The organism is Neobacillus vireti, from assembly GCF_036962345.1.
Lineage (GTDB): Bacteria > Bacillota > Bacilli > Bacillales > Cytobacillaceae > Neobacillus > Neobacillus vireti_A.
Genome location: NZ_JBALNB010000003.1, coordinates 86,766 through 109,148 on the forward strand (window position 1 = coordinate 86,766; position 22,383 = coordinate 109,148).

23 protein-coding genes and 1 other RNA gene are annotated in these 22,383 nt (G+C 37.1%); 12 read left to right on the forward strand and 12 right to left on the reverse strand.

Features of this window, described 5'->3' with window-relative positions; translation table 11 throughout:
* Nucleotides 1-212, forward strand: a 212-nt coding sequence (locus tag V7108_RS01875) for a hypothetical protein (protein ID WP_335567242.1), incomplete at its 5' end; no start/stop codon positions are given.
* Nucleotides 213-356: 144 nt separating this feature from the next.
* On the opposite strand, the gene V7108_RS01880 is transcribed toward V7108_RS01875, so the two are convergent.
* Both V7108_RS01880 and V7108_RS01885 read right to left on the reverse strand, forming a co-directional pair.
* Nucleotides 357-929 (reverse strand): isoprenylcysteine carboxyl methyltransferase family protein, encoded by a 573-nt coding sequence (locus V7108_RS01880; protein WP_335567243.1) that lies wholly within the window; start codon nucleotides 927-929, stop codon nucleotides 357-359.
* A gap of 3 nt (nucleotides 930-932) precedes the next feature.
* A complete protein-coding gene (locus V7108_RS01885) occupies nucleotides 933-2,021 on the reverse strand; it encodes a type III polyketide synthase (RefSeq protein ID WP_335567244.1) in 1,089 nt (362 codons plus the stop codon).
* A 688-nt stretch (nucleotides 2,022-2,709) separates the two neighbouring features.
* On the opposite strand from V7108_RS01885, the gene V7108_RS01890 reads away from it, so the two are divergent.
* From V7108_RS01890 to V7108_RS01900, 3 genes are all read left to right on the forward strand, one after another.
* Nucleotides 2,710-2,859, forward strand: a complete 150-nt coding sequence (locus V7108_RS01890; protein ID WP_335567245.1) for a cytochrome c oxidase subunit 2A — start codon at nucleotides 2,710-2,712, stop codon at nucleotides 2,857-2,859.
* Nucleotides 2,860-3,067: 208 nt separating this feature from the next.
* Nucleotides 3,068-3,544: a cytochrome c oxidase subunit II gene (locus V7108_RS01895; protein ID WP_335510190.1), complete on the forward strand. Its 477-nt coding sequence runs from the start codon at nucleotides 3,068-3,070 to the stop codon at nucleotides 3,542-3,544.
* 1 nt (nucleotide 3,545) lies between these two features.
* Nucleotides 3,546-5,210 (forward strand): b(o/a)3-type cytochrome-c oxidase subunit 1, encoded by a 1,665-nt coding sequence (locus V7108_RS01900; protein WP_335510192.1) that lies wholly within the window; start codon nucleotides 3,546-3,548, stop codon nucleotides 5,208-5,210.
* A 59-nt stretch (nucleotides 5,211-5,269) separates the two neighbouring features.
* Here V7108_RS01900 and V7108_RS01905 read toward each other — a convergent pair whose 3' ends face one another.
* Both V7108_RS01905 and V7108_RS01910 read right to left on the reverse strand, forming a co-directional pair.
* Entirely contained in the window at nucleotides 5,270-6,778 is a 1,509-nt protein-coding gene (locus V7108_RS01905; protein WP_335567246.1) for a carboxypeptidase M32, read from the reverse strand.
* A 185-nt stretch (nucleotides 6,779-6,963) separates the two neighbouring features.
* On the reverse strand, nucleotides 6,964-7,197 hold the full coding sequence (locus V7108_RS01910) for a DUF2249 domain-containing protein (protein ID WP_335510196.1): 234 nt from the start codon (nucleotides 7,195-7,197) through the stop codon (nucleotides 6,964-6,966).
* Nucleotides 7,198-7,324: 127 nt separating this feature from the next.
* On the opposite strand from V7108_RS01910, the gene V7108_RS01915 reads away from it, so the two are divergent.
* The 6 genes from V7108_RS01915 to V7108_RS01940 all read left to right on the forward strand — a co-directional run bounded on the left by V7108_RS01915 (nucleotide 7,325) and on the right by V7108_RS01940 (nucleotide 10,347).
* On the forward strand, nucleotides 7,325-7,471 hold the full coding sequence (locus tag V7108_RS01915; protein ID WP_335510198.1) for a hypothetical protein: 147 nt from the start codon (nucleotides 7,325-7,327) through the stop codon (nucleotides 7,469-7,471).
* 129 nt (nucleotides 7,472-7,600) lie between these two features.
* A complete protein-coding gene (locus tag V7108_RS01920; RefSeq protein WP_335510200.1) occupies nucleotides 7,601-8,293 on the forward strand; it encodes a Crp/Fnr family transcriptional regulator in 693 nt (230 codons plus the stop codon).
* Between the two features lie 17 nt (nucleotides 8,294-8,310).
* Nucleotides 8,311-8,553 (forward strand): DUF2249 domain-containing protein, encoded by a 243-nt coding sequence (locus tag V7108_RS01925; RefSeq protein ID WP_335510202.1) that lies wholly within the window; start codon nucleotides 8,311-8,313, stop codon nucleotides 8,551-8,553.
* A 15-nt stretch (nucleotides 8,554-8,568) separates the two neighbouring features.
* Complete coding sequence (locus tag V7108_RS01930) at nucleotides 8,569-8,775, forward strand: DUF2249 domain-containing protein (RefSeq protein ID WP_335510204.1); 207 nt, start codon at nucleotides 8,569-8,571, stop codon at nucleotides 8,773-8,775.
* Nucleotides 8,776-8,789: 14 nt separating this feature from the next.
* Complete coding sequence (locus V7108_RS01935; RefSeq protein WP_335510207.1) at nucleotides 8,790-10,034, forward strand: hypothetical protein; 1,245 nt, start codon at nucleotides 8,790-8,792, stop codon at nucleotides 10,032-10,034.
* 13 nt (nucleotides 10,035-10,047) lie between these two features.
* Complete coding sequence (locus V7108_RS01940; RefSeq protein WP_335516957.1) at nucleotides 10,048-10,347, forward strand: metal-sulfur cluster assembly factor; 300 nt, start codon at nucleotides 10,048-10,050, stop codon at nucleotides 10,345-10,347.
* A gap of 35 nt (nucleotides 10,348-10,382) precedes the next feature.
* Here V7108_RS01940 and V7108_RS01945 read toward each other — a convergent pair whose 3' ends face one another.
* From V7108_RS01945 to V7108_RS01965, 5 genes are all read right to left on the reverse strand, one after another.
* Nucleotides 10,383-12,308 (reverse strand): ATP-dependent DNA helicase, encoded by a 1,926-nt coding sequence (locus V7108_RS01945; protein ID WP_335567247.1) that lies wholly within the window; start codon nucleotides 12,306-12,308, stop codon nucleotides 10,383-10,385.
* Between the two features lie 66 nt (nucleotides 12,309-12,374).
* Entirely contained in the window at nucleotides 12,375-13,517 is a 1,143-nt protein-coding gene (locus tag V7108_RS01950; protein ID WP_335516951.1) for a THUMP domain-containing class I SAM-dependent RNA methyltransferase, read from the reverse strand.
* A gap of 160 nt (nucleotides 13,518-13,677) precedes the next feature.
* An RNA gene (gene rnpB, locus V7108_RS01955) (RNase P RNA component class B) lies at nucleotides 13,678-14,072 on the reverse strand.
* Nucleotides 14,073-14,152: 80 nt separating this feature from the next.
* Nucleotides 14,153-14,458: a cell division regulator GpsB gene (gene gpsB, locus V7108_RS01960; protein ID WP_335516947.1), complete on the reverse strand. Its 306-nt coding sequence runs from the start codon at nucleotides 14,456-14,458 to the stop codon at nucleotides 14,153-14,155.
* Nucleotides 14,459-14,568: 110 nt separating this feature from the next.
* Nucleotides 14,569-15,138 carry a DUF1273 domain-containing protein gene (locus V7108_RS01965; protein WP_335516945.1) on the reverse strand — a complete coding sequence of 190 codons (570 nt, stop codon included), beginning with the start codon at nucleotides 15,136-15,138 and terminating at the stop codon, nucleotides 14,569-14,571.
* A 306-nt stretch (nucleotides 15,139-15,444) separates the two neighbouring features.
* Between V7108_RS01965 and V7108_RS01970 the strand changes: the two genes are divergently transcribed.
* The gene (locus V7108_RS01970; protein ID WP_335567248.1) at nucleotides 15,445-16,818 is read left to right on the forward strand and encodes a PAS domain S-box protein; all 1,374 of its coding nucleotides are present in this window, start codon (nucleotides 15,445-15,447) and stop codon (nucleotides 16,816-16,818) included.
* A gap of 63 nt (nucleotides 16,819-16,881) precedes the next feature.
* Here the strand turns inward: V7108_RS01970 and V7108_RS01975 are convergent, their stop codons facing one another.
* From V7108_RS01975 to V7108_RS01985, 3 genes are all read right to left on the reverse strand, one after another.
* Nucleotides 16,882-17,343 (reverse strand): CotD family spore coat protein, encoded by a 462-nt coding sequence (locus V7108_RS01975; protein WP_335567249.1) that lies wholly within the window; start codon nucleotides 17,341-17,343, stop codon nucleotides 16,882-16,884.
* Nucleotides 17,344-17,802: 459 nt separating this feature from the next.
* The gene (locus tag V7108_RS01980) at nucleotides 17,803-19,056 is read right to left on the reverse strand and encodes a ribonuclease H-like domain-containing protein (RefSeq protein ID WP_335567250.1); all 1,254 of its coding nucleotides are present in this window, start codon (nucleotides 19,054-19,056) and stop codon (nucleotides 17,803-17,805) included.
* 19 nt (nucleotides 19,057-19,075) lie between these two features.
* Entirely contained in the window at nucleotides 19,076-21,349 is a 2,274-nt protein-coding gene (locus V7108_RS01985; protein WP_335567251.1) for a DEAD/DEAH box helicase, read from the reverse strand.
* A gap of 308 nt (nucleotides 21,350-21,657) precedes the next feature.
* Between V7108_RS01985 and V7108_RS01990 the strand changes: the two genes are divergently transcribed.
* The gene (locus V7108_RS01990) at nucleotides 21,658-22,356 is read left to right on the forward strand and encodes a Crp/Fnr family transcriptional regulator (protein WP_335520158.1); all 699 of its coding nucleotides are present in this window, start codon (nucleotides 21,658-21,660) and stop codon (nucleotides 22,354-22,356) included.
* Nucleotides 22,357-22,383: the final 27 nt, after the last annotated feature.

Sequence of the window (22,383 nt, forward strand, 5' to 3'; positions counted from 1 at the left end):
TCTTCGGTCACTCCAGCTCCTCTGGATTTACCCACATGCTTTTTCTGATTGCTGCTCGGTCACTCCAACCCTCCTGCATTTACCTAAATGCTCTCTCTGAATTCTATTCAGTCACTCCAGCCCCCAAAGGCACAAAAAAAGCCAAGGCACTCGCCTTGGCTTCAAAAAAACATCCTATTAATGCGTTACATTTTTTAAGACGTGTTTCATGACAAATGCGTATATAATTACCGTTCCACCTACTAATGCAAAAGCCATAAGATACACCTTCCTATCCGCTCAAATTGAATGAGAATGATTTTCATTACCTTTAAAAATAGGATATCACAGGTGATAATCATTTTCAATACAAAAAGTTAATTGTCATATTTATTTAACAATTTCGGCAGAAATCGATTACATTTTTCAAAGCTGCCGCCATATTCTGTTAGCTCCTGCAGTGCTTTTTCCTCTGCAGGTATGCGGATTGACAACATCAATACATTTAATAGCGTAAACAGACCCGCTGTTATGTATGCGCCAAACAGTAATGGAACCACCAAAAGTTCAATCGTCACGACTAAATAGTTGGGATGTTTGATAAAACGATAAGGTCCTTTTCTAACGACCTCCAAGTTCGGCAAGACAATGATTTTTGTATTCCAGAAACGACCGAGAGAAGAAATGGCCCAGATTCTAATCAGTTGAGCAACAACAAACACAGGCGCAAACAAAGGCCAGATAGGTGATATTTCACGTGAAAAGGTAAAAGTCTCGAAAAATAAAACTAGAAAAAACAATACATGCATCAGCACGATAAAAGGATAATGACCCCTTCCATATTCGATGGCTCCTTGCTCTTTCATCCACTTTTCATTTCTTCGAGCAATCACTAACTCAAGTAAACGCTGAATAATTAACACTGAAACAAAAATAATAAAAAGAATCATCTGTTACCCCCATTTCAGTAATAGCAATTCGGAACTAAATCCAGGTCCAAGAGCGGTACAGAGTCCATATGAATTCTTTTCACCACCGTTTTCCATAAATCGTTTAAGAACATATAAAATCGTTGCCGAAGACATATTCCCATAATTCCTTAATACATCAAGTGATATGTCTGTCATGGACGCAGGAATTCCCAAGGATTTTATATAGGCATCTATGACTTTTTTTCCGCCAGGATGAGCAATAAAATGTTCAATATCCTCTAGCTCCAGCCCATTTTCTGTTAAGAAATGACTTACATTAGGTTTTAACCACTCTTCGATAATACTTGGGATATCCCTTGAAAATACAACAAACAGTCCTTGATTGCGAATATCCCATCCCATAACATCTAATGAATCGGGCATTAAGGTAGATTGAGTATTTATTATTTCGGGTACAGTCTTTTTCTCACTTAAGTAACGAAGATTTACTTCGTCTCCACAAACTAATGCACAGGAGGCTCCATCTGCAAATAGAGACGTCCCAATTAAGTTGCTCTTTGAGAAATCATTCCGTTGAAAAGTCAAGCTGCAAAGTTCTACAGAGAGCACTAATACCTTCGCTTCAGGGTATGCCTTACAATATTCAAATGCCCTGGATAAGCCAGCAGCACCTCCCGCACAACCAAGACCCCATATTGGTATTCTTTTTGTATGTGATCGAAATGGCAATAGATTCATGATTCTAGCTTCAATACTTGGAGTTGCCATACCCGTTGTTGAGACATAGATGATGGCGTCTATTTCTTGACAATCTATTTCTCTAGACAAAAATGTCTCATTTTTTAGACAGTTAACAATGGCTTGCTTACCGAGAGTGACAGCTGATTCAATATAAGCATTGTTTTTCTCTGCTAATGATTGTTCTTCTTTATACCAATCGATATTTTTTGCCATATGCCTTTTTTCGATTTGTCCATTTTGAAAGGCTTTAAGCAATCTTTCGATATCCTTGAACCTCTCAGTAAAAAGCTCTCTGGCAAAGTCCATCGCTTGCTCTTGTTTAATTTCATAAGGGGGAACTGCTTCTGCAATTGAAAGAATCGAGGGCATCCGTTCTAACTCCTTTAATGTATGTATTGGTATTTTTACCAAATAAAGGAGATTTATGTATAAAAAAAAGCTTCCCTGCGAGAGGGAAGCAAACGTTTTGAAGGTTGTTGTTGTTGTGCTCTTTGATTATAACCCGGATAGTGGATGTATTCATTACGAAAACTTTTCCAATTACAAAAAATTCGACATCATCTCAACCATCGTCAACACAATCGTTTATTTTTTTTCTGATTGTGTTTGAACCTCAATCTTAATCTTTTTATCTGCCAAGACCCCACAGATTTTACAATCTTGTATTTTGTCATACAGGAGACGGCATGGTTCACAATAATATTTTTCCATCAATAACACGCTCGCTTCTCGGAAAACTCATATGCTTCTTTTATTCTATTTAAAATTTTCATAATTGTGACAACAGCTAAAAAAACAAGCTTTTTCATCAAATAAGTCATAATCAATTACTTATATCACAGGCACTAAGTGACAGTTCACAATTTATCCACAACTACCCTGCTACTATTGTGATATATATCACTGATATATCAATTTTATAACATTAACATAGTGGATATATAAGGAATGAACTTTTTGTGAACTGTCGATTTTGTTATTTTTTCTTCACAATTGTTTTGTATTATGAAAGAGAACTTATTATTTAATTTTAATTTTCTGAAGGGAGTCTTGTGGGATGGCGAAAGCGGAACTTAAAACAAACAAAAAAACAGAAATTGAAGACAGCTCTTCTCTTAAAGGGACTTTAGCATCCGTTTTTCTTTTGGGGATCTTTATAGTTGTCACATGGATAAGTGTCTATTTCTTATTTTTAGACCGTTTTTAATAATAACTGTTTTCGTAAAGTTGTTGTTAAAATCCTAAAGCCAATTTTAACGTGGAAATAGTTATTTTGCGCTTTAGAGTTAGTTTGCAGGCTCTTTTCTAATTAAATTTATGCAATTTTCTATTATCCCAAGATAACTTAGTACAATTGTTCCAAAAAGAAACAGTGTTTAAGAAAAGAGCCTTAAAGAGAGAAAGGGGAAAAAACCATGCATATGCATAAGTTTGAAAAAATTTGGTTGATCTTCGGTGTTGGCGCACTTATTGTTTTTTTATCCGTTGTAGGGGTAAGCGCTTTTTACTTGGGTAACAAGCCGCCTAGTTGTTTAACAACCATTGATCCAAAAAAGGTAGATACAGAGGCTCCGTTTGACAAACCTGGATTAAACAAAGTAGAAGGAAAAGAATGGGATTATGAATTAGTGTATGTTGCTTCTGCATTCTTCTATAATCCTGGAGAAGTAGAAGTACCGCTGGGAGCGAAGGTAAAAGTTATTGCCACCACAAAGGACGTTATTCACGGCTTTCAAGTAGCAGGAACCAATATCAATATGATGCTTGAGCCAGGATATGTGAACGAAATTGTTACAACGTTCGATAAAGAAGGCGAATACTTAGTGGTATGTAACGAGTACTGTGGTACCGGTCACCACTTAATGAGTTCTAAGATAAAGGTGGTTAAATAAAATGACTAGCCAAACAACAAAATTAAAAGTTGATCCACGTGATGGAAAGCTTGCGATGGCACACTTTTATGTTGCCTTTATTGCTCTTGCTTTAGGCGGTCTAATGGGTCTGTTACAGACCCTCGTCCGTTCAGGTAAATTCGAGCTTCCATGGGGTATTGATTATTATCAAGTTTTAACTGTGCATGGTGTTTTGATGGGGCTAGTATTAACAACATTCTTCATCATGGGATTCCAATATGCAGCTGTCAGCCGAACTGCAGGAACCCATTCACCAGCTGCAAGAAGAATTGGCTGGATTGGCTTTTGGGTGATGACCATCGGCACCATCATGGCTGCAACCATGGTTTTACTTAAAGAAGCATCTGTTCTTTATACATTCTACGCACCACTGAAGGCTCACTGGATCTTTTACTTAGGTATGACATTCGTAGTAATCGGAAGCTGGCTTGATGGTGCTGCCCAGATTATGACTTATGCCAGATGGCGTAAAAATAATCCGGGTAAACCTAGTCCATTGTTAAGCTTTATGGCCATCATAAATACAGTCATGTGGATTGTAGCAACATTGGGAGTAGCTGCAACCGTATTATTCCAGTTACTTCCATGGTCACTTGGCTTGGTAGATACAGTTGATGTCCTTGTCAGCCGTACATTGTTTTGGTATTTCGGACACCCGCTCGTTTATTTCTGGCTTCTTCCCGCTTATATGTGCTGGTATGCAATCATACCAAAAATTATTGGCGGTAAAATTTTCTCAGATTCATTAGCACGTCTATCCTTTATTCTGTTTTTACTATTCTCAATTCCAGTTGGTTTCCACCATCAATTGACAGAGCCCGGAATTGATCCAGCATGGAAGTTTTTACAGGTCGTTTTAACGTTTATGGTTATCATTCCATCGCTGATGACGGCATTTTCTTTATTTGCAACGTTTGAGAGATATGGACGCTCTAAAGGGGCTACTGGACTGTTTGGCTGGTTCAAGGTTCTTCCATGGAATGACGCTCGTTTTACAGTTCCATTCATTGGGATGGCCAGCTTTATCCCTGCCGGTGCAGGCGGTATCATCAACGCCTCCAACCAAATGAACCAAGTTGTTCATAACACGATTTGGGTAACAGGTCACTTCCATTTAACTGCTGCAACTTCTGTTGTGTTGACATTCTTTGGAATTACTTTTTGGCTTGTCCCACACTTAACTGGACGTAAATTAACGAAAGCAATGAACAAGTTAGGAATTATTCAAGGCTGGGTTTGGTTTATCGGTATGGTCTTTATGTCAGGTGCCATGCACTTCCAAGGTTTACTAGGTGGTCCTAGACGTTCTGCCTTCTCTACTTATGGCGACTCAGCTCAGGCTATGGAATGGATTCCATACCAAATCGCGCAAGCGGTTGGCGGATCCATTCTATTCCTTGGAATCATACTAATGATTATCATTTTTGTTAATCTTGCTTTCTTTGCACCAAAGGGAGACGAGGAATTCCCTGTTGGCGAAGCAGAGAATTTGGAGGAAAAAGCACCAATGATTTTTGAAAACTGGAAGCTGTGGCTTGGAATTACAGCTGCACTTATCTTGTTCGCTTACACAATACCGTTTATTGATATTATTCAAAATGCACCTCCGGGATCAGAAGGTTTTAAGACTTGGAGTTCTTGGTAAATTATAAAGAAGAGGGTGTCCCAAAAGTCTAACTTTTGGACACCCTCTTTTCATTATTGTTATTTTAATTGATATACCTTTCCATACTTATCATACAAATAATCAACTAAATACTGGGCATTTAAGCCTTCCCCTGTTATATCTTTTAGAATTTCAAGCGGTTTTTTAAGCTTACCATATTGATGAACGTTTTTGGTTAGCCATTCTTTAATAGGCAGCAGATTCCCTTCCTCTAACAGTTGGTCAAAGTTTGGCAGGTCTTCGAGCATTTTCTTCTTAAACTGTGCCGCATACATGTATCCTAATGCATAGGATGGAAAATACCCAAAGCTTCCTCCCGCCCAGTGAACATCCTGAAGAACGCCACTGGCGTCATTTTTCGGTGTGATGCCTAAGTACTCTTGATATAATTTATTCCAAACTTCTGGGAGATCCTTAACCTTTATCTCCCCATTAAATAACCCTTTCTCAATTTCATAACGTATAATAATATGAAGTGGATACGTTAATTCATCTGCCTCGATTCGAATAAGTGAAGGTTTCGATTCATTAATGGCTCTGTAAAAATCCTCAATTGCAACTTGATCAAACTGACCGGTTGAATATTTCTTTAAAAGCTCATAATTGTTCTTCCAAAAAGAAAAACTGCGTCCTACCATATTTTCATAGAATAGCGATTGTGATTCATGGATGCCCATTGAAGTTCCCGTACACAATGGCGTTCCAATTAACTCTTTTGAAATATTTTGTTCATACAAGGCATGCCCGCCTTCATGGATGGTACCGAAAACGGCTGTACGAAAATCCTGTTCATCGTAATTTGTGGTAACCCGGACATCCCCTGGATTTAGACCTGACGCAAAGGGGTGCACCGTCTCGTCCAGTCGGCCGGCATTGAAATTGTAGCCCATTTTTTCAAGAATATCCAAACTAAATGCGCGTTGTTTTTCCTTCTTAAATGTTTCAAATAAAAATTCTGTTTTCGGCTTATTCGGCGATTCTGCGATTTGTTTCACTAGTGGGACGATTTTATCCCTTAAATCCCCAAATACGTTGTCAAGAACTTCCACGGTAATTCCTGGCTCATATAGGTCCAACAAAACATCATATCGATTTCCTTCATATCCCCAATAATCTACGAATCTGTTTGTCGTTTCGACCAGCTTTTCTAAGTAAGGTTTAAACATTTCAAAATCAGACTTATCTTTTGCCTCTTCCCAAACTGTTTCAGCTTTTGATTGGAGTATAACATATTCTTTATATTCCTCTGCTGGAATCTTTTTGTTTCGTTCGTATTCTTTTTTGCATTCCTCTAGAATTTTCCTAGTAGTTTCAGGTAGATTGTTCTTATATAAAATTGCTATGTATGCTGCCATTTCTTCAGATGTTGACATTTTAAAGACCTCAGATGAGAGAACACCAATTACTTCTGACCGTTGATCTATCCCTTGCTTTGGCGCACCTGTCCTCAGGTCCCAAAAGATTAGTCCTAATGCCTCATTATAGGCACTCATTTTTTTTACGTATTCTAAAAACTTCTTTTCTATTTGCTCTGGTGTAAGGCTCATAATAAATCCTCCTTTTTCCTAACCATCCCATTTTATCACATTTTTCTGAGAATTAATGGATAAAAAAAACAACAGAAACTAAATTCAGTTGTAAAGTATTTATAGGGAAAGAGGATGTTTCGGAATAACAAAATTAAAAAATATTATAGAGAGGTTTAGACTGTTTCTCAAATTAAACTAGCATTTTACTTTTTACCGATTGTAACTTTCCAAACTTCTGGGCCCTGCTCTTCATATTCCCATGTAAATTGTTCAGGTCTTTCCATCATAAACTGATATTGAAGTGGTCTAGGGTCATGGTCGTTTACAATTTGCATAAATTCACCTGGTTTTAGCTCATCAAAACCATTGAAAATGGTTGGGTGTTTTTCTCGCGGCGGGAAATCTGGTACGTGAATAATCTTTGCATAAGTTTGCAATGCTTTCACTCCTTTTATTTGTTTAACTTCTTTTTCATTATAAAAATTTGATAGTAATGCTTTAGTGCTTATCATCACACCTTTGGGATGATTTTGCTTATATGTATATCTGGAAGGAGAAACTACGATGAAAGAATTAGTAGGTATATGCTCGACTTGCTCTAAAGAGATATTTTGCTTAGACGGCTTCCTAAACGGAGTCCAATCTGATGAGCGAAAGTTATATTGCTTTGATTGCTATGAATCGAGTGAAGAGGAAAATCCGCAAAGTTAGCTCTTGCGGATTTTTTTTACTTGATTTTTTCATTGAGAATAATTTTCACATCTATGATGGAGGTCACATTCATTTCAGCCAATCATTGATAAAATGGTATCAAGAATTACTAATATGAAGGTGATGTTAATGAAACAAGAGGACATAAAAAAGCGATTATCAGATGTTCCTCTATTCAAAGAACTATCCGATGTGGAACTGGAACCTTTTATAAAAATCGCATTGACACGTTTCTACAAGCAGAAGATGTATGTTTTTATGCAGGATGATCCACTTGACAGGGTATTTTTTATCCATTCTGGAAAAATTAAAATCTATAAAACTGATTTTTCGGGGAAGGAACAAATTGTTTCCGTGCTAGAACCGGGAGAGATGTTTCCACATGCCGGCTTTTTCCGGGATGGAAACTTTCCAGCACATGCAGAGGTCTTAGAAGAGGCAAATCTTATTGTTATACCGATTGATAAATTTGAAGAAACGCTTATTGCTTTTCCAGAGCTCTGTATAAAGCTTTTCAAAGTGTTAGGTGAAAAGATTGTTGACCTCCAAGGAAGATTGGAGGCTCAGGTCCTTCATAATACGTTTGAACAAATTGTATTACTACTTATCAGACTTTGCCAATCAAATGGTGAACAAGCAGGCAGCCGGTTTCAGCTAACGACACAATTTACGAACCGCGAATTGGCCAATATGATTGGAACCTCAAGAGAAACAGTCAGCAGAACCATCAACCTTTTAAAAAAGAAAGACTATGTTCATCAACGTGAAGATGGTTTTTATTTAATCGACCGCGAGGGTCTTAAGCAAGAATTATTTTATTAAAAAAGGAGATGTTTGAAATGCAACAAAAAATTATTGAGCTTGATGTTAGAGAAGATTTAAAAAATAAGATTGAACCTTTCCAAAAAATTATGGAGGCCATAAAGGAAGTAAAGAATAATGATATTTTTATCCTCCACGCTCCTTTCAAGCCTGTTCCATTGTTTGCGGTATTGAAAGCAAAAGGTTTTAGCCATGAAGCAAAGGAAATTGAAGCTAAGCACTGGAAAGTTACCTTTACAAAGAATGAGAAATCAGAATAATGAAGGGTGATTAGAATGATATTAGATAATCGAGGTTTAGAACCACCACAGCCAATGATGAGGACTCTTGCAGCTTTAGAAAACCTTGGTGAAGGTGAAGTCTTAACAATCATCAATGACCGCAGACCGATGTTTTTGTATGAACAGCTAGAAGAACTCGGGTTTAAGCAGCGAACAGAACCACAAAACGACGGAAGTTTTAAAATTGAAATCTTCCGATAAGAAGGTGTACAAATATGGTTCCACAGACTACGGGAAGTGAAACAAACATAAAGCTTCCTTTTTCATTTATTATTTTTAGTTTATTTGCGCTCGTGATATCACAGTTTCTTGTGTTGGTAAATGGCCAAATGCTTGTGAATGGCAGTTTCCGGATACCCGCGATTTGGTCAGCAGCCCACATGCTTGTCTTAGGCTGGGCACTAATGGCAGCGATGGGTGCAATGTATCAGCTTGTTCCTGTAGCATTCTTAACAAAGATATGGAATGAAAAATTTGGCTTTATTCAGTTTTTTGTGACTGCTATAGGAATTGGATCATTCTCATGGTTGCTATATGTTTCGCCGCAGAACGCACTCCTGCCAGGCATTTTAATGCTGCTGGGAATCTTAATGTTTTTATTTCAAATGTTAATGACATTAAGAACACAAGCAAAACCAAATATCCTTACAGCCTTTGTTGGCAGTGCACTTATTTGCTTATTCTTAACAATATTCTTGGGAATTACCTTAATTTATTCTCTTCAAACAGGCTTTGCAGCAGAATACTACCAAGCTATCTTTAAGAGCCATCTTCTAATGGGGGTAACCGGCTGGTTTACACTATTAATTTTTGGGTTTTCTTATAAAATGGTACCGATGTTTTCATTATCACACGGGTTTCCAATGGTACATGCACGTTATGTATATGGACTTTATGTTTCCGGTCTTGTCATTACATTACTATCATTCTTTAATGGGAGTCCATTTCTATTAAAAGCAGGATTTTTCTTATTGCTTGCGGGGTTTTCAGTTTTCAGCTGGCATATCTCTATCATTATTAAAAAGAGGTTAAAGAAAAAGCTCGATAATTCGTTTACATTTGCCTTAGTGGCAATTGGGTTAGGAAATATTATCCACCTTGCAGCTTTTATCTCATTATGGAGTAAAGAAAATTCAGTCCTATTGGGTCCGTTCGTTTACTTATATTTATTGCTGTGGATTGTCCTTAGTATTATGGGTTATTTATATAAAATTGTTCCATTCCTTTGGTGGACATATAAGTATAGTAAGGAAATTGGAAAGAAATCAGTTCCATCCTTAAAAGACATGATGAACGAAAAAATTGTTGTTCCCTTATTTTCTACATTTGTAATAGCTGTAATCGCTGTGTTTCTATCAATCATCTTAGAAACCATTCTACTTTTTAATAGCGGACAATTTGTACTATCCATTGTATTTATCGCAATTGCTATTAGTATTCTAAAAGTATTAAAAAAATAATGAGGTGTTTAGGATGAATTTAAGAGATAAAGTAATCGATGCGTTAAAAACTGTATATGATCCTGAATTGAATATAAATGTTGTAGACTTAGGATTGATTTATAATGTTGATGTAACGGATGAGAATGATGTTGCTGTTACGATGACGTTAACAACCCCTGGCTGCCCTCTTCATGACAGTATCACAAGAGGTGTACGTTATAGTATTGAAGGAATTGAAGAAACAAAAAACGTAGAAGTTAATCTTGTTTGGGAACCAGCATGGTCACCTGAGAAGATGACAGCTGATGGTCTTCGATTATTAGGAAGATAAAGAAAAAGGTCAGCCGCTCTGGCTGACTTTTTCTTCTATACTTCGACTGCCTCTGTAGGAAGCACAGCCTTAATTTTCTGCAACAGCGATGGATTGATGTCCTCATTTAACATGATATGAACCGTACCTTTATCTTGTTCACTTCGAATCAATCGACCTATCCCCTGTCTTAGTCGAAGGAGCATATAAGGTAAGTCTACCTCTTCAAATGCGTTCGTAACCCCATTTCTCTTTGCTGTGAACACCGGATCATTTGGTGGAAATGGCAGCGAAAAAATCATTACATTTTCTAACGATCTTCCTGGGATATCTAAACCTTCCCAAAGATGAATCGTACATAGAATCGCATGCTCGTCATTTTGAAACTTGGAAACAAGCGTACTAATTTCTTCGTCTCCTTCGAAATAAACTGGATAGGGAACCTTTCCTGAAAGCCTTACTTTAAGACTCTTTAGTTCATTTTGATTATTTAGGAGAATCAGTGCCCGACCCTCTGATTGGACAATCTTGCTGACAACATAGTCAAGTTTCTCCTCCACTGTGCTCATATTAAATTTTGGCAGAAAGACTTCCATTTTTTCCTGATAATCAAATGGTGAATTAACAGAAAAGGATAAATACTCTTTAATCCCCAAGCTATTGGCAATATAATCAAACTTCTTGTCATTTGATAAGGTTGCAGAAGAGAAAATAAATGGTTTTTTCTGAGAGAATACTTCATCTCTCATTACTTCTTCCACCATTTTCGGCATAATGACAAGTGTCCGTTCATAGCCCTTTTCTTCAAACCAAGTAATTCCGTTCATTTCTTTCAAGAAAAGTGATAACGAGTAAGTGATTTGCTCTAAATATTCTTCAACAATTTTTAAATCGTAATCATTAATAACGTACAATTCACTTTCAAAGACAAGCTCTTCCTCTATTGCTTGCAGCCTATTTAGCAGCTTTTTACCATACTCTATGAGAACAGGGCTCATGGTAATCATTTGTTTTTCTGACCCTTCTGATGGTACCGCATGCTGTGAAATCGCACTAAAGAACTTATCATTTTCCAAAAGGGCTTCTTCAATGGTATATAACGTTTTTTCACGTACTTCATTTTCCATTAATCTTGTCAAAAGCGTTTCAAGGGTGGAATCGGTAAAACGATAGCTTAACGCTTTCTGTGCTGCATATTCAAGTAAGTGTCCTTCATCGAAAACAACTGAAGAATGCTCAGGCAGTAACGGAAGCTGCCCTTCACGTTTCCGTGACTCTTTTGTCCAGATATGTTCCATATAAAAATCATGGGAGCAAATGATTAAGTCTTTTGCATGTCGGTAGTAATCACGATTTAATGTGAGTCCGCAACGGTGTCTTTTTTCACAAGAGAAACAGTCCTGAACCATATCCCAGTTGATTTTTCCCCAAGTATCATCAGACAACGAAGGATAATCCCTGCGATCTCCATATCGTTCAAACTTTTGCATAGAACCATCACTATGTACAAAATCTGGTAATTCCTCATAAATTCTGACAATATCATCATTAAAGTCTTCATGCCTCACATAATCAAGCTTTTTCAAACAGAGATATTGATCTCTTGATTTTGCCAATCGAACATCGATATTGAGCCCTAGTATTTTCTCAAGCTTGGCAATATCGCCTTCTTTTTTAACGAGCTGTTCAATTAATGTCTCATCTGCACAAGCAATTATAGCCGGCCGATTTGTATATCTGGCATACATAATCGCGTAAAGCAAGTAAACAATTGTTTTTCCAGTTCCAACCCCTGCTTCAGCAAACATGACTTTTTTTTCTTTAAAGGCCTTTTCCAGCTGGAAGGCCATAAAGATTTGTTCATCACGTAATTCAAACCCTGCTTCGGGCAAAGTGTCATAAAATAAGTCACCAATCCACTCACTCAGCTTGTCATAAAAAGATTCAGTTTTAGAAACAACAAATGGAATGCGGTCTTGCATATAGCCCCTCCTAGAAACGAATGAAATGGAGCCCTATTTGATAGGCTCCAAATTTAATTTTAATTATTATTCAATTGTACGGGGAGGTCTTTTCCCCCAATATTGATAAAGATCTGTACGAATAAAACCATTAAACAACTTCCGCTTTTTTGTAGCTGGTTTGCCATAAAATTGCTCGAACTGTTCATTTGACGTCATTATATAAATTGACCAGGTATCCAGCTTACTAAAAGCCTTTCCCATTTCACTGTACATTTGCTCAACTGCTTTTTTCTCACCGAGCCGCTCTCCATAGGGAGGATTTCCGACAATGACGCCATATTCCTTATTCGTGGTGATATCTCTCACTTGCATTTGCTTATATTGAATGAGGTCTCCAAGACCTGCTTCAAAAGAGTTTTCCTGTGCGATCTTAACCATTCGGTGATCAATATCTGTCCCTGTAATATCGAGTTGCTGATCATACTTTGCTAAATCCTCTGCTTCTGTTCTTGCTTGATCCCAGACCGTTTCAGGAATCCAATTCCAAGACTCTGAGACGAATTCTCGGTTAAAGCCTGGTGCAATATTTTGACCGATCATAGCAGCTTCTATGGGAATAGTACCAGAACCACAGAATGGATCAATAAACGGTTTGTCAGGCTTCCAATTGGTCAGTGAAACCAATGCTGCCGCAAGAGTTTCCTTTAATGGAGCCTCCCCTTGATCAACCCGATATCCTCGTTTATGAAGACCTTGACCACTCGTATCAATCGTGATGGTTGCAACGTCTTTTAACAATGCAACTTCAATTCGAAAATAGGCACCGGACTCCTCAAACCAAGAATTTCTCTTATAATGGCTTTTCATCCGATCAACAACAGCTTTCTTCACAATCGCTTGGCAATCTGAAACACTGAAAAGTTTGGATTTTACCGATTTCCCCGTAACGGGAAATTCAGCATCCTCCGGTAGATACTTTTCCCAAGGTAAAGCTTTTGTCTTTTCAAATAATTCATCAAAAGTATAGGCTTTGAATTCACCGACCTTAATTTTCACTCTATCTGCTGTTCGAAGCCACAGATTACTGCGGGCAATCGCATTTTCATCACCTGTATAAATGACCTTACCGTTTTCTACTTCACACTCATAACCGAGCGCCCGTACTTCTTTTGCTACAATAGCTTCCAAACCCATTGCAGCAGTTGCAATTAATTGATATTTTCCCATTTCGTCCACCCTTAACTTTTTACCTTATTATGTATGCTTGCCTATCATACCATTATAGACCAATATCGGTAAGCCCATGCAAGAACGATATTCTCAAAAAAGTAAAAAGACTCTCCTCATGGGAGAGTCGATACCATTGATTTTATTTACATTAATAACGTTCTGTAAGCCATGTTCTGTACCATGGTACTGCAAACGACGTTAGACGTCTCGTACCTAGGTGGTAATCATCTATCTACAGATTCGTAATGAATCTGTCCTTCTCCTCGTTGAATTCCTCAGAGAAAGTGCCCCTACCATTATTTGGGTTTCTCGCTCGTGGGGTTTACCTCGTTCCACCCTTTTCATTTCTGAAAAGGCTCCGTCACTGTGGCACTTTTATAGGTATTCATACCATATCCTAAAAGGACTTAGGTATTTTCCCGGCCGTCAGCCCTCAGGCTGCCCTAGCTTATGAATTCACTAGGCACGAACACTACGAGCATCTCAGCTCGTGCGAGCATGGACTTTCCTCTACAAGGAAGCAAATGCTCCTTGCAGCGATTACCCGAACGTAATTAATGAGTACTTTTTTATTATATGCATTTAATCCTTATTAATCAATGGTATTAATTTGGAAGCATAGGTACAATCTGTCAATCGTTATATAGCTTGTTTCCGAAAACATGCTTTTCAAGATTTGATAAACGCTTCAAGATATCAAAGTTTGTAGTGCCTGCCGGCTGTGTAACCGGCTGTCTTCTAGATGTTTCTTCCAATTGCTTACGTAAGCGAAGATTTTCCTGCTGCAACTCTTCAATTTCTTGATGGAACGTTTCATAATCCTTAATAATTAAGTCCAAATACTTATCTACATCTTCTTGTTTATAGCCTCGGACGCCGGTCTTGAATTCTTTCTCTAATATATCCTTAGCTGTTAATTTCACCTTATCGCTTAACATTCAATTTCACCTCAGTATTCGCCAATCATTACCTATTATTTACTCAAATATATGTGGTTTTGTCAATTTTTCTTTTCTCTTTAGAATAAAATACAAACGTAATTATGATTTTAATAAAAATCTGACCGCTTTAATTCTTCTTCTTCTTCAACGACCATTTGAAGATCATATGGTGTAATGGTTATTATTTTGTAATTGGTTGTTTGAGCAAATTTTTCTGCCTCTCGTAATAGATACTTTGGTGACCCGTTTTCGTTATCACTGTCAAACAAGATTAATAATCCGTCTGAATTTTTTATTAAAAATTTATTTTTTTGGACAAATTGCCATGGCCCTTGATAAGGCTGCTTTGAAATTGCTGTGGTAAAGTCTGCTTGATAAATAATCTTTTGATATAACTCCTGTCTCTCAGAATTCCAATTCTCTTCTTGTCCTAGAAATGGAGTAATAACAGCCAATTTAAGGTGGGGATATTTTCTTTTTAGAGATAAGACCACTTCTGCGGACCACAGTTCCACCCCCGATTGTCCACTTACAATGGCCCAGTTTAATCCAGCATCCAAAAGTGTAATTAGTTCTTTTTCTATAGCCTTTTTTATGTAATTTACGTTTTGATGATTGTCCTTATAAATTCCTAACTCATGTGACTTGTAGCCAGAAATTAATAGTCGTTCAAGCAATATAATTCCTCCTGTAAATGGATAATAAACTCCTATACATTATATCAGTAAGGATGGGTAATTAATTTGTCAATGGTAAACACATCAAAAATATTGAAAGTTTTGACAATTACATTTAAAATTAACTTAATATATGAACTGAACGGAAGTTGATACAGGGATACTCTCCTGGTATTTTTTTAATGTTCAACGGCGGAAAGGAACTGATAAAGATAGATGAACAGTCCTGTTGAAGAAATTAAGAACGAGAGAAAACTTTTACTAAAAAAACTTTTAAATGAAGGTATTGAGAAAAGGTGGAAATTTTTGACCAATTATCCAGATGCCATTTTTGTTCTGGATTTTCATGGTCAATTTGTTTTTGTCAATTCACGATTTGAGAAATTAACACAATTCGCAGAAGAAGAATTAATGACAAAGAAAATTCAATTTCTCGTTGATATCGGAAGTTTGGACAAGGTATTTAATTACTTTCACAGGGCTGTCTTAGGTCAAATTCAAACTTTCGATTGCAAAATATCAACCAAAGCGGGGAATATAATTGATACAAACTTCATCATTGTTCCCATTATTGTAGAAGATGCAATTGTAGGAGTTTATGTCGTAGCGAAAGATATTACTCATTATAAACGCAAAAAAGTTGAAATAAGAAAAATAGAGGAATTTTATCGAGTCCTAACAGAAAATGTTGTAGACATTATTTTAAACACCAACCGTTTAGGAAAAATAATTTATGTCTCCCCGTCTTGTGAGTATGTACTTGGGTACAAACCAGAAGAACTAATAGGAAAACATTTATCAATACTTTTTTATAAGGATGATTTGGAAAGAGCTTCTTTGGAAAGAGAAAAGCTGTTAACCAATTATGAGAACACAAGAGGCTCATATCGGTTCTGTAAGAAGAATGGCGATTTCATCTGGATGGAATCAGTATGTAAGCCAATCATTGATAGTGATACGCAAAATCTATTAGAAGTGGTAACAGTCTTTCGTGATATTACGGAAAGAAGAATGACAGAAGAACTTATGATCAACTCAGAGAAGCTGAATATTGCAGGACAGCTTGCAGCTGGAATCGCACACGAGGTTCGCAACCCATTGACTGCTATAAAAGGATTTCTCCAGCTTATGGAGGCACAATCTACTAACAACTTGTACTTCGATATTATAAAATCCGAGATGGACAGGATCGAACTTATTCTAAGTGAATTATTGGTTCTGGCCAAACCACTGGATGCGAAGTTTGAAAGTGAAAATATGAATGCATTAATCAATAATGTAAAAACCTTAATTGATACCCAGGCGATTTTAAATAATGTTCAAATAGACATTGTATATGAAAATGGGGATTTGACCATTAGGTGTGATAAGAACCAATTAAAGCAAGTTTTCATTAATTTTTTGAAAAATGCCATTGAAGCAATGCCGAATGGCGGAAACATTATCATTGAAATAAAAAAGTTTAGTGAGGATAAAGCTAGAATCCTTATAAAAGATACAGGAATCGGAATTCCTCAACATATATTAAAACGAATCGGTCAGCCATTCATTACAACTAAACAAGGCGGGACTGGTTTAGGCATTATGATTTCTAAACAAATCATTGAAAATCATAAAGGAACGGTTCATTTTTGGAGTGATGAAAAGGGAACGATGATTGAAATGATCTTACCTTTTTAGAGAAGAATAGATCAATATTGCTTTAAGAAAAAAACAAGGGCAAAAATTGCCCTTGTTAGGTTTTTATCCAAAGAAACGTCGAGGCCGTGGGAATTGTCCTGGTGCCATGCCTGGTCCCATACCCGGAGCCATACCTGGTCCTCCCATGCCTGGTCCTCCCATGCCTGGACCCATCATGCCTGGTCCCATCATGCCCGGTCCTCCCATGCCTGGTCCCATACCCATTTGCGGCATGTTTGGCATGTTTGGTAAAGCATTGCTTTGTGCTCCTGCAACAGCTGTTGGCATAGGTGCTGGCATAGGTGCTGGCATACCCCCACCACAACAGTCGATGTGCTGATTACAGCATTCTTCAGCGCAAGAAGCTGTAGTTGGACAATAGTGTTTATGCTGGAACATATGATGATTAATAGTTGTTAAATGTTTTGGGTGAATATGTGGTACTACCGTTGTTGAAAAAGTGTGGTTAACGAATTGTTGCGTCGGATGAATGACTGGCGGTGCAAAATTAGTTCCAAGATACAATTTAAGCTCTCCCTTCAAATATTTATTCTGTTTACATTAACAGCCTATGTTAGAAGGGAAATTCTTGTACTAAGGAAAATACCTATTTTTCATAAATCTAATTAAGATTAACTTCACTTAGACAACTGTCCAGCTCATAAGCTTCGTGATACGTGTCTAATTTCCTTTTTAGTTCTACGCTTTTTTCTTTATAGCATGGAATATAAGTTATCTTTTAAGCTTGAAAAAAGTACTGCAGTCAAACAAACGACAATAAAAAATAAATACAAGATTGCTTTATACATAGTATCTGCCCCATTATTGTATTATAGTCGTTTTTTACTCACAGTTTAATATTTTACATGTTTCACCTATAAGAAACAATATGGATTATCGAGTGAAATGTTAAAATTTTGTTACAAATACTCGAAAATTAATCAAAATAATTACATAGTCCAAAATAGTTGCCTAATCCTCCGTTTACCTGGGTAATTTAGTGAATTTTCGTTCCAATCTTTTCCGTCTGATTTCAAACTGCTGCTGAACTTTTTCGGCTTGAACCTTTTTATAATCCAAGTCATTTAAAGCCTTTAAACAATAATCCAAAGCAAGCTTATAATCTTTTATTTTATGCTCATATATTTTAGCAGCTTCTATACACGCTTCCAGACTCAATTCTTCATTTCCTCCCTCAGCCACCTCTAAAAACAATCGTAAACTTTGTTCCCAGTTTTGTGCTTTTTTAGACTGATAGGCTAACGCCAGCTTTGCTTTTAACGATGTCGTATCACTTCCTTCTACAAGCTTGGTCAATACCTTAGCTGCTTCGTCCTTTTCTCCTAAGGAGTCATACCACCGTCCGACTTCAAACGATTCCTTACGGGTTTGTTTGTCATCCATTCCACAGAGTTGAAAGGTTAGATGCGTATATAACGTCACTAGAGACAAAATATCAATTTCATTGTGCTTAATAATCCCTAACATGCCATCCGGTTGTTTACTTTCGATGAAATCAAAATAAATCATTGGGGCCAAATACCCAGGGATATCATCTTCCCGTGTTATACCTAATACGTCTTTTTCGACGACTGCTAACTTTAGACGATCCAATTTGTGTTTCCAAAGTCTTCTAGCAGCATGAAATAAATCAAAATGACCAAATGCTGGAAGTTTAGGAACATGCTCCCTAACAAGTGTATGCCTAGTTTTCACTTGTGGCCAATCAAAGGATTTCCCGTTATAGGTGACTAATGTTTTGTAGTTCACCTGCTCTAGAAAGCTTTGATATAAAGGCACTTCTGCACCTGGATGTGGGAGAATATGCTGCCTTAAAACGAGATTTTCGCCGATTACGCTCGCATAACCAAGTAAAAAAATGGTATTACCGACTCCCCCGCCAAGCCCAGTTGTTTCTGTATCAAAAAAGAATAATTCTTCCGGACGGTGCCCTTCTGCAGATAATGGATGGTTAACAGGACTTTTATTCCAGATATCAACCGCCTTAAGAAAATCATGAAAATGGTAAAGACCATGCTTTTGTGACAAAGGAAATTTTACTTCACGAATCAGACAGTAATCCTGGTCCAAAAAATAAGGGGTCACATTTTCACTTTCCCATTTTGGAAGGAAAGGAATCTCAATTTTTGCTGTTTCATGAGAAACCTTGCTCTCTGTCTCTTGTCCTCCACCTGATATATGTGGTTTTAAGCGATTCAATTTACTTTTCAATGACATGGTTTACCTACCTCGTTTATTAAAAAGAATTTATAAATGCCTCAATAATTTTTAGTGTATCATTTTTAGCCGTATCACCAACAGTTTCTGCCCCGATACAGGATGGGCATCCGGTTTGACATTTACAATTGTCGATCATCTTCTTTGTTTCTGAGAATACGACGGTCATTCCAGAATGAATTTTCTCGCTTAAACCAATTCCACCTGGATAACGATCATAAAAGAAGATTGTTGGTTTTTCGTTATGATCCGCTTTTACCTGTGGAATAACATGTATATCTTGGGGATCTGCCATAACAAATAATGGGGCGATATGATTTAAAGCATGTGCCGTCCCAACTAGCCCCTGTTCTAATCGGTCTTGTCCCATTTCTGAGAATGATTTATTTAATGAAATCCATGCCGCACTTGTATGCAGTTCTTCCTCAGGGAGATGAATGGGGCCAGAACCGATATTTTCATGTGTTTCAAATTTGATTTTCTTGAAAATGGTTGCCATCGCCCGAACACTAACATCCCCGTATCCAACTTCGGCATACTCAAGTTTGTTCAGCTTGTCTTCTTCTAATACCTTTAATTGAACAGCTAAATTGGCATCCGTAAAATAATCAACATCGACTTCCCTTACAAATGCCTTTTTCTCATCCCAATCAAGCTTTTCTACTTGAAATTGGGTTCCTTGGTGGAGATAAATGGCCTCATCATGAAGAAGAGTCATTGCTGAAAATCGATCCATTTCTCCAATTACTCTTGCATTCGCAATATCTGATTGATCAATAATAATCACATTTTCCTGAGAAGCAGAGCGCAAGCTGATATTATGAGCAGGAAATGAATCATTCATCCAATACCATTTATCACCGTTCTTATAGAGAATTCGTTCTTCTGTTAAATATTCAAGCAGCTCTTCCGTTCCAACTTTCCCAAACTGTTCATCAACTTTAAAAGGAAGCTCAAACGAAGCACACTTCATATGATCGATCAAAATGATCAGATTATCAGGATTAATTCTTGCCGTCTCCGGACTTTTATTAAAAAAATACTCCGGGTTCTGTATTATATATTGGTCAAGAGGACTTGAACTTGCCACCATAATGACAAGAGCTTCCCCATGCCGCCTTCCCGCTCTGCCTGCCTGCTGCCAAGCACTGGAAATGGTTCCTGGATATCCAGTCATAATGCATACCTGCAGCTGACCAATATCTACTCCCAGCTCCAATGCGTTCGTACTTACCACTCCGTAGATTTCCCCCGCGCGTAGCCCCTTTTCAATTTTTCTTCTTTCTGTAGGCAGATAGCCGCCTCGATACCCCATGATCGATTTGGATCCTAATTGATTTTTCACTAATTCCTGAAGATACGTTAAAATAATTTCAACCCTTACTCTGCTTCTAGCAAAGACAATGGTTTGAATTTTATTTTTTAACAATTCACCCGCGATTTTTCGAACTTCAAGTGTTGCACTTCTTCTTATGTTTAAGGGTTTATTAACAATTGGCGGATTATAAAAAAGAAAATGTTTCGTTCCACTAGGAGCACCATTATTATCAATAAGGATCATTTTTTCCTCTGTTAGGTTTTCAGCAAGCTCTAGCGGATTGGCGATCGTAGCGGAAGTACAGATAAAAACAGGATTACTGCCATAATAACGGCAAATCCGTTTTAATCTCCGAATAACATTGGCAACATGACTGCCAAAAACGCCTCGATACGTATGAAGCTCATCAATGACAACAAATTTAAGATTTTCAAAGAGGGAAACCCATTTTGTATGATGAGGCAGTATTGCTGAGTGGAGCATATCTGGATTGGTAATGACCACATGCCCAGCCTTGCGGACCTTTTGGCGGATGTTCGCAGGTGTATCACCATCATAGGTATAACTATTAATATCAACACCAGCAGCTTGAATGATTTCATTTATTTCACTTTTTTGGTCTTGCGCAAGAGCTTTTGTTGGAAACATATATAGCGCCCTAGCATTCGAGTTTGATAGAATGCTTTGCAAAACTGGAAGATTATAACAAAGGGTTTTACCTGAGGCAGTTGGCGTCACGGCAACAACACTATTTCCAGCGATAATTTTCTCAAATGCGGATTTTTGGTGTGTATAAAGCTTTTCTATCCCCTTTCTTTTTAATGCCTGTATTAATGCCATATGCAAGTTTTCTGGTAGTGAAACGGTTTGTGCTTCCTTTGCTTCTAATGTCTTCCACGTAACAATATTTTCTTTAAAATCTTCCTTTATTTTTAAATCAGCAAGAATTTCCTGCAGATTTTTTTTCAATTTCATGGGATCACCTCATTACTCTATTATACCGAATAAACGTTCGCAGAAATAGTCTATTAATTAGGCTCTTTTCTTATACTTCGTTGTTTTTGAAAAAAAATTTAATAATTATAATAAAGTTTCCGCAGAAAATAACATATTTTTAATAAGAAAGGAGCTACAAACTCCATTCCAAAGGGCAAAATTACTATTTCCACGTTAAAATCGGCTTTAGGATTTTAACAACTATTTTTACAAAACCGCCGTTAATTATTATTTGTTTGTCTGTTACAATAGTATAAGATATTTTATTTCATCTGTGGAGGTGGAACATGAGGATTGAAGAGATTAAGAAAGTACTTTCTGAATTCATGCTTTTTAAGGAATTAGATAACTATGAATTAACAAAGATTGCAAATATTTCCATAGCAAGAGAGTGGAAAAGGCAAAGCCATGTTTTTCTTCAAGGTGATCCCCTAGAAAATGTATATTTTATTTATGATGGAAAAATCAAGGTGTACAAAAGTGATATCCACGGCAAGGAACAAATTGTCGCCATTATGAAAAAGGGCGAAATGTTTCCACATGTTGGCTTTTTTAGAAAGGGTGATTACCCGGCTTATGCTGAAGTTCTTGAACCATCAACACTTATCGCAGTTCCTATTTCTAAATTTGAAAGTGTTCTGATTGAGTACCCTGAGTTATGTATTAAGGTATTTAAGGTATTAGGTGAAAAGATCGTTGATTTACAAAACCGACTAGAAGAACAAATTTTAAACAATACATACGAGCAAATTATTAAACTTTTAATTCGCCTTGCTCAGAAACATGGCAAGGAATTAGAAGATGGAACGATTCTGTTGAAATCTGAATTTACCAATCGAGATCTTGCCAGTATGATTGGCACAACGAGGGAAACCATCAGCAGGACACTGACAAAAATGAAAAAAGATAAATTGATTGAAGTGGATGATCGTGGGGATATGATACTTGATATTGAAATCCTCATGGAGGAAATTAATTTAATTTAAAACTGCAGCACATTGGGTGCTGCGGTT

Excerpts from the sequence above, each read along its gene's own strand:
- V7108_RS01990 (WP_335520158.1), top strand. The coding sequence starts at position 21,658 with ATGAGGATTGAAGAGATTAAGAAAGTACTTTCTGAATTCATGCTTTTT.
- V7108_RS01885 (WP_335567244.1), bottom strand. The coding sequence starts at position 2,021 with ATGCCCTCGATTCTTTCAATTGCAGAAGCAGTTCCCCCTTATGAAATT.
- V7108_RS01920 (WP_335510200.1), top strand. The coding sequence starts at position 7,601 with ATGAAACAAGAGGACATAAAAAAGCGATTATCAGATGTTCCTCTATTC.
- V7108_RS01930 (WP_335510204.1), top strand. The coding sequence starts at position 8,569 with ATGATATTAGATAATCGAGGTTTAGAACCACCACAGCCAATGATGAGG.
- V7108_RS01940 (WP_335516957.1), top strand. The coding sequence starts at position 10,048 with ATGAATTTAAGAGATAAAGTAATCGATGCGTTAAAAACTGTATATGAT.
- gpsB (WP_335516947.1), bottom strand. The coding sequence starts at position 14,458 with ATGTTAAGCGATAAGGTGAAATTAACAGCTAAGGATATATTAGAGAAA.
- V7108_RS01890 (WP_335567245.1), top strand. The coding sequence starts at position 2,710 with ATGGCGAAAGCGGAACTTAAAACAAACAAAAAAACAGAAATTGAAGAC.
- V7108_RS01950 (WP_335516951.1), bottom strand. The coding sequence starts at position 13,517 with ATGGGAAAATATCAATTAATTGCAACTGCTGCAATGGGTTTGGAAGCT.
- V7108_RS01925 (WP_335510202.1), top strand. The coding sequence starts at position 8,311 with ATGCAACAAAAAATTATTGAGCTTGATGTTAGAGAAGATTTAAAAAAT.
- V7108_RS01935 (WP_335510207.1), top strand. The coding sequence starts at position 8,790 with ATGGTTCCACAGACTACGGGAAGTGAAACAAACATAAAGCTTCCTTTT.
- V7108_RS01980 (WP_335567250.1), bottom strand. The coding sequence starts at position 19,056 with ATGTCATTGAAAAGTAAATTGAATCGCTTAAAACCACATATATCAGGT.
- V7108_RS01905 (WP_335567246.1), bottom strand. The coding sequence starts at position 6,778 with ATGAGCCTTACACCAGAGCAAATAGAAAAGAAGTTTTTAGAATACGTA.
- V7108_RS01915 (WP_335510198.1), top strand. The coding sequence starts at position 7,325 with ATGAAAGAATTAGTAGGTATATGCTCGACTTGCTCTAAAGAGATATTT.
- V7108_RS01985 (WP_335567251.1), bottom strand. The coding sequence starts at position 21,349 with ATGAAATTGAAAAAAAATCTGCAGGAAATTCTTGCTGATTTAAAAATA.
- V7108_RS01945 (WP_335567247.1), bottom strand. The coding sequence starts at position 12,308 with ATGCAAGACCGCATTCCATTTGTTGTTTCTAAAACTGAATCTTTTTAT.
- V7108_RS01880 (WP_335567243.1), bottom strand. The coding sequence starts at position 929 with ATGATTCTTTTTATTATTTTTGTTTCAGTGTTAATTATTCAGCGTTTA.
- V7108_RS01900 (WP_335510192.1), top strand. The coding sequence starts at position 3,546 with ATGACTAGCCAAACAACAAAATTAAAAGTTGATCCACGTGATGGAAAG.
- V7108_RS01895 (WP_335510190.1), top strand. The coding sequence starts at position 3,068 with ATGCATATGCATAAGTTTGAAAAAATTTGGTTGATCTTCGGTGTTGGC.